The organism is Piscicoccus intestinalis NBRC 104926 (assembly GCF_001515525.1).
Lineage (GTDB): Bacteria > Actinomycetota > Actinomycetes > Actinomycetales > Dermatophilaceae > Kineosphaera > Kineosphaera intestinalis.
This window is the reverse complement of sequence record NZ_BCNQ01000224.1, coordinates 1-4,725: the sequence shown is the minus strand read 5'-3', so window position 1 is coordinate 4,725 and position 4,725 is coordinate 1. Positions and strand designations below refer to the sequence as shown.

The 4,725-nt window shown below is 73.8% G+C and carries 2 protein-coding genes; both read left to right on the top strand.

The window, feature by feature from the left end; all coding sequences use genetic code 11:
* Positions 1–153 precede the first annotated feature (153 nt).
* Positions 154–3,054: an HD-GYP domain-containing protein gene (locus PINTE_RS20335; protein ID WP_157087420.1), complete on the top strand. Its 2,901-nt coding sequence runs from the start codon at positions 154–156 to the stop codon at positions 3,052–3,054.
* A 330-nt stretch (positions 3,055–3,384) separates the two neighbouring features.
* Positions 3,385–4,677 (top strand): nucleotide sugar dehydrogenase, encoded by a 1,293-nt coding sequence (locus PINTE_RS20330; protein WP_068434260.1) that lies wholly within the window; start codon positions 3,385–3,387, stop codon positions 4,675–4,677.
* The last annotated feature ends 48 nt before the right edge of the window (positions 4,678–4,725 follow it).

Here is a 4,725-nt window from a genome sequence, read left to right as displayed (position 1 = left end):
CCCGCCTCCGAGCGCGCGCCCGTCGTGCCGGGCGGCGGCGCACCTCGGCGCGACCCAGTTGGCGAGACCGCCTCCGATGGCGGCCGCACCGATCACGACGGCGGCCGCGAGCCTCGGAAGGGCCCGGCGCGCCGATGGGGGCGGGTGGATGCGGTGCGCGGCTACACGGCGCTGCTGGCGGTGCTGCTGCCGCTGGTGCTCGCCGCGTCGTGGTGGGTGGACCCCCCGAGCGCGGGCGAGCTGTCGGGGCTGCTCGTGTTGCTCGCGCTGGGGCTGGCGAGCGCGCGGCTGCGTGACCTCGGGGGCGAATCCCAGATCGACCTGTCGTTCACGGCCGCGATCCTGCTGTCGGCGATCCCGCTGGCCGGTCCCGTCGGAGCCGGTGTGCTCGGCGTCGTCATCCCGCTGTTCGAGGCGCGCCGCGCGGGACTCGCCGCGACGGTCTTCAACAGCGCGATGACCGGCCTGGTCGGGGCGATCAGCGGCCTGGGCTACGTCGCGGCCGGCGGGTGGGTGCCGGTGCCGTCGGACGGTGCCGGTGGCCGCGAACTGCTGCTGCACGTCGGGCTGCCGCTGCTCGCCGCGGACGTGCTGCTGTGCGTGGTCAACGCGGCGCTCGTCGCGGTCATGATCCGCCTCCATGCGCCGCCCGGCACCCGGTTCGAGCTCGAGCCGTTCATCGCGCCGCTGCCGGTCTACCTCGGCTACGCGGTCACCGCCTTCGTGTTCGTCGTCCTCTGGGGGCCGGGCGGATTGCACGTGCTCACGGCGGCCTTCATCGTCGCCCCCCTGCTCGTCGCGCGGTGGGCGTACCTGCAATACATCGGGCAGGTGAAGGCCCGGCAACGAATTCTGGATACTCTGGCGGCGGCCGGGGAAAACCGCGACGGATCGGTGGCCCGAAATCTGCGGATCGCCGCACTTGTCCGGGTCTTCGAGCTGCATGTGCCGTTGTCGCGGCGCGGTGAGGCGGCGTTGCGGTACGGCGCCTCCCTGCACGACATCGGAATTGTCGCGATTTCGCGGGAGATCCGGCAGCGGCGGCCGGAGGAGTTGACCGATGCCGAGCTCGCGACCGTGCGTTCCCACGCCGACACCGGCTACGAGGCGATCCGCGACATCGACTTCCTCGGCGACGCGGCGGCGGCGGTGCGCCACCACCACGAGCGCTGGGACGGCAGCGGCTATCCCGACGGCCTGAGCGGGCTGGCGATCCCGCGGCCCGCGCGCATGCTCGGCATCGTCGACGCCTATGAGGCCCTCGCCTGGGAGGACGACACCACCTGCCCGGTGCACCACGACGCCGCGATGGCCGAGATCCACCGCCGCAGCGGCCGCGACTTCGACCCCCAGCTGGTCGAGGCGTTCGACCGCGCGATGTCGTCCCCGGCGGGCCGCCGCCTCGTCACCGAGGGCGTCGACACCGGGCCCGTGCAGCGCCGCAGCGGGCGCCGCCCACCTCTTCGGCACGCCTCGCCGTTCGTCGGCGACGCCATCTCCCGGGCACAGGAGCGCGCCGATGCGGCGGGGTCGACGGGGTCGACGGGGTGGGCGGGGTCTTCGGCGTCGACAGCGTCGACGGGGTCGGCAGCCTCGGCGGAGTCGGCGGGGTCGGACGAGGGTGCGACCCGCCCGGTCCTGACACCGGCGGCGCGCACCTCCATCGCGGATTCGCTCGCGCTCATCGTGCCGAGCGCCGCGCGGTCGTCGGCGGCCGCCGACCCGCTCGACGGCGCCGCCGAGCGCGCCACCGGCCGATTGGCGTGGGTCGTCGCCTCCGTGGCCGTGCTGCTGCTCGTCGTGCTGGCCGTCAGCGGAGACCGACCGCACGCCGAATACGCCGAGCGCACCGTGCTGCTCGTGTACTTCGTCACGCTGTTGGCCGCCGAGCGTTTCCGGATGCGGCTGCGGTGGCGGTTGCAGACCGCGCCGACCGCGTGGGCGGCGGGGATGGCGCTCGCCCTGACGATCGGTCTCCCGGCCAACAGCCCGCTGCGCCTCGACACGAGCAGCATCCTCGCCGTGGTCGTCGCGGCCCAGGTCGTCGACTGGTTCACGGTGCGTCGCGGGGCGCCGGCGCAGCTGCGCCGCGAGGCCCTGACCGACGCGGTGATCCGCTCGACGTCGGTGCTGTGCGTCTGCCTCGTCGTGCGCGACCTGCCGTGGGCGGGGCGGCCGTTGCTGGAGCGGCTCGTGGAGTGGGCGCCGTGGCTGACCGCGATGACGATGATGTCGATCCTGTCGGTCGTGCTGCTCGCGGAGGCGCCCGTGCGGGCGTGGGCGCGGGCCCGCGGCGGACGGTCCGTGCTGTCCCGGGAGATCCTCGAGGAGATCCGAGGCAGCCTCGCGCTCGGGACGGCGATGGCGGCCACCGGCGTGCTCCTGGCGATGGCCGAGGGTGTGCTCGGCCTCGTCGCCGTGCCGTTGCTGCTCCTGCCGCTGGCCGTCTCCCAGCTCGCGATCGGACGGTTCGGGCGCACCAACCTGGCCTACCGGCAGAGCGTGCGGGCGCTGTCGCGGCTGCCCGAGCTCGCCGGTCTCGTCGCCCCCGGGCACGCGGGCCGGGTCTCCGACCTGGCGGTCGCGATCGGCGTGCGCCTCGGGCTGCCCGACCGCGAGGTCGTCGACCTCGAGTACGCGGCGTTGCTGCACGACATCGGCCAACTCGCGCTGCGCCGGCCCCTGCCCGGCGGCGCCACCGTGCTGGCCGCCGCGACCGACCAGGAACGCATCGCCCACAACGGGGCCCGCGTCGTCGAGCAGACCGGCACCCTGGCCGAGGTCGCGCACATCGTGCGGCACCAGTCGATGCCCTACCACCGCATCATCGGCAGTCGCATCGACCTGCCCCTGGCCAGCCGCATCGTCAACGTCGCCAACGCCTACGACGACTACCTGCAGGTCGGCGGGGAAGCCGACCCGGCCGGCGCCATCGAGCGCCTCTACCTCGGCCTGGGCCACGAGTACGACCCCCGAGTCGTGCGCGCCTGCGAGTCCCACGTCCTAGGAGACCGGGCCCCCACCCCCACCCCGCCCCACCCTGACGGCCCCTGACCCCTCCCCACCGGCCGAAGGCTGCCCTTTCGGTCGAGGGCTCGTACTACAGACCTAGCCCTCGGCCGACAGGGCAGCCTTCGGCCGAATGACGTGGGGCCGATGAGGGCCCGGGGTGAGGGAGTCGGTGAGGGGAGCCGGCGAGGGTGCGGCGCTGCCTCCGGGGCGGGGGGCTGTCCAGGCTTTAGGATCGGCGTCGGGGTCGGTCGGGGTCGGTCGCGCTCAACGGTCTGCCCCCGTGGGCGCCACCGCCGTCCGCCGTCCAACGCGCCGGGGCCGGCGCAGTTGCAGCCACCGCAAGCCCGCAAAGCATCGAGTGAGGACACCCGCGTGAAGATCACCGTCGTCGGTCTCGGCAAGATCGGTTTGCCCCTGGCCGTGCAGTTCGCGAGCAAGGGCCACCATGTCATCGGCGCCGACGTCAACCCGGCCGTCGTCGAGCAGGTCAACGCCGGGCGCGAGCCGTTTCCTGGCGAGGCGCAGCTGGCGGAGAAGCTCGCCGAGCTGGTGCCCGCGGGCAACCTCGAGGCGACCACCGACACCGCCGCCGCGGTGGCGCAGTCCGAGGCGGTCGTCGTCGTCGTGCCGCTGTTCGTCGACGCCGACGGCATCCCCGACTTCGGCTGGATGACCAGCGCCACGCAGGACATCGCCCGCGGCCTGAAGCCGGGCACCCTCGTCTCCTACGAGACGACGCTGCCGGTCGGCACCACCCGCGGCCGCTGGAAGCCCATGCTCGAAGACGGCTCGGGCCTGACCGAGGGCACCGACTTCCACCTCGTGTTCTCGCCCGAGCGGGTGCTCACCGGCCGCGTCTTCGCCGACCTGCGCAAGTACCCCAAGCTCATCGGCGGGCTCTCGCCCGAAGGCGCCGCGCGCGCCACGGAGTTCTACGAGGCGGTGCTCGACTTCGACGAGCGCCCCGACCTGCCGCGCGGCAACGGCGTCTGGGACCTCGGCGCCGCCGAGGCCGCCGAGCTCGCCAAGCTCGCCGAGACCACCTACCGCGACGTCAACATCGGCCTGGCCAACCAGTTCGGCCGGTTCGCCGCCGCCAACGGCATCGACGTGTACCAGGTCATCGAGGCGAGCAATTCCCAGCCGTACAGCCACATCCACCGCCCGGGCATCGCGGTCGGCGGCCACTGCATCCCGGTGTACCCGCGGCTGTACCTGTGGACCGACCCCGAGGCCACCGTCGTGCGCGCCGCCCGCGAGGCCAACGCCGCGATGCCGGTGTACACCGTCGGGCTGGCGCAGGGCGCCGTCGGCGACCTGACCGGCAAGAAGGTCGCGGTGCTGGGCGCCGCCTACCGCGGCGGTGTCAAGGAGACGGCGTTCTCGGGCATCTTCCCGACCGTCGACGCGCTGCGCGAACACGGCGCCCAGGTCGCCGTGCACGACCCGATGTACAGCGACGACGAACTCGCCGGGTTCGGTTGGGACGCCTACCACCTCGGCGACGAGGCCGACGTCGTCATCCTGCAGGCCGACCACGCCCAGTACAAGGAGCTGGGAGCCGGTGACTTCCCGGGCGTGCAGGCCGTCATCGACGGCCGCCGCGTGCTCGACCCGGCCCGCTTCGAGGGCGTGACGTTCCGCATGGTGGGCACCGCCGCCTGAGCCCGACCGGAGCCCGACACCCGAACGCCGGTCCCGACTCCCGGGGCC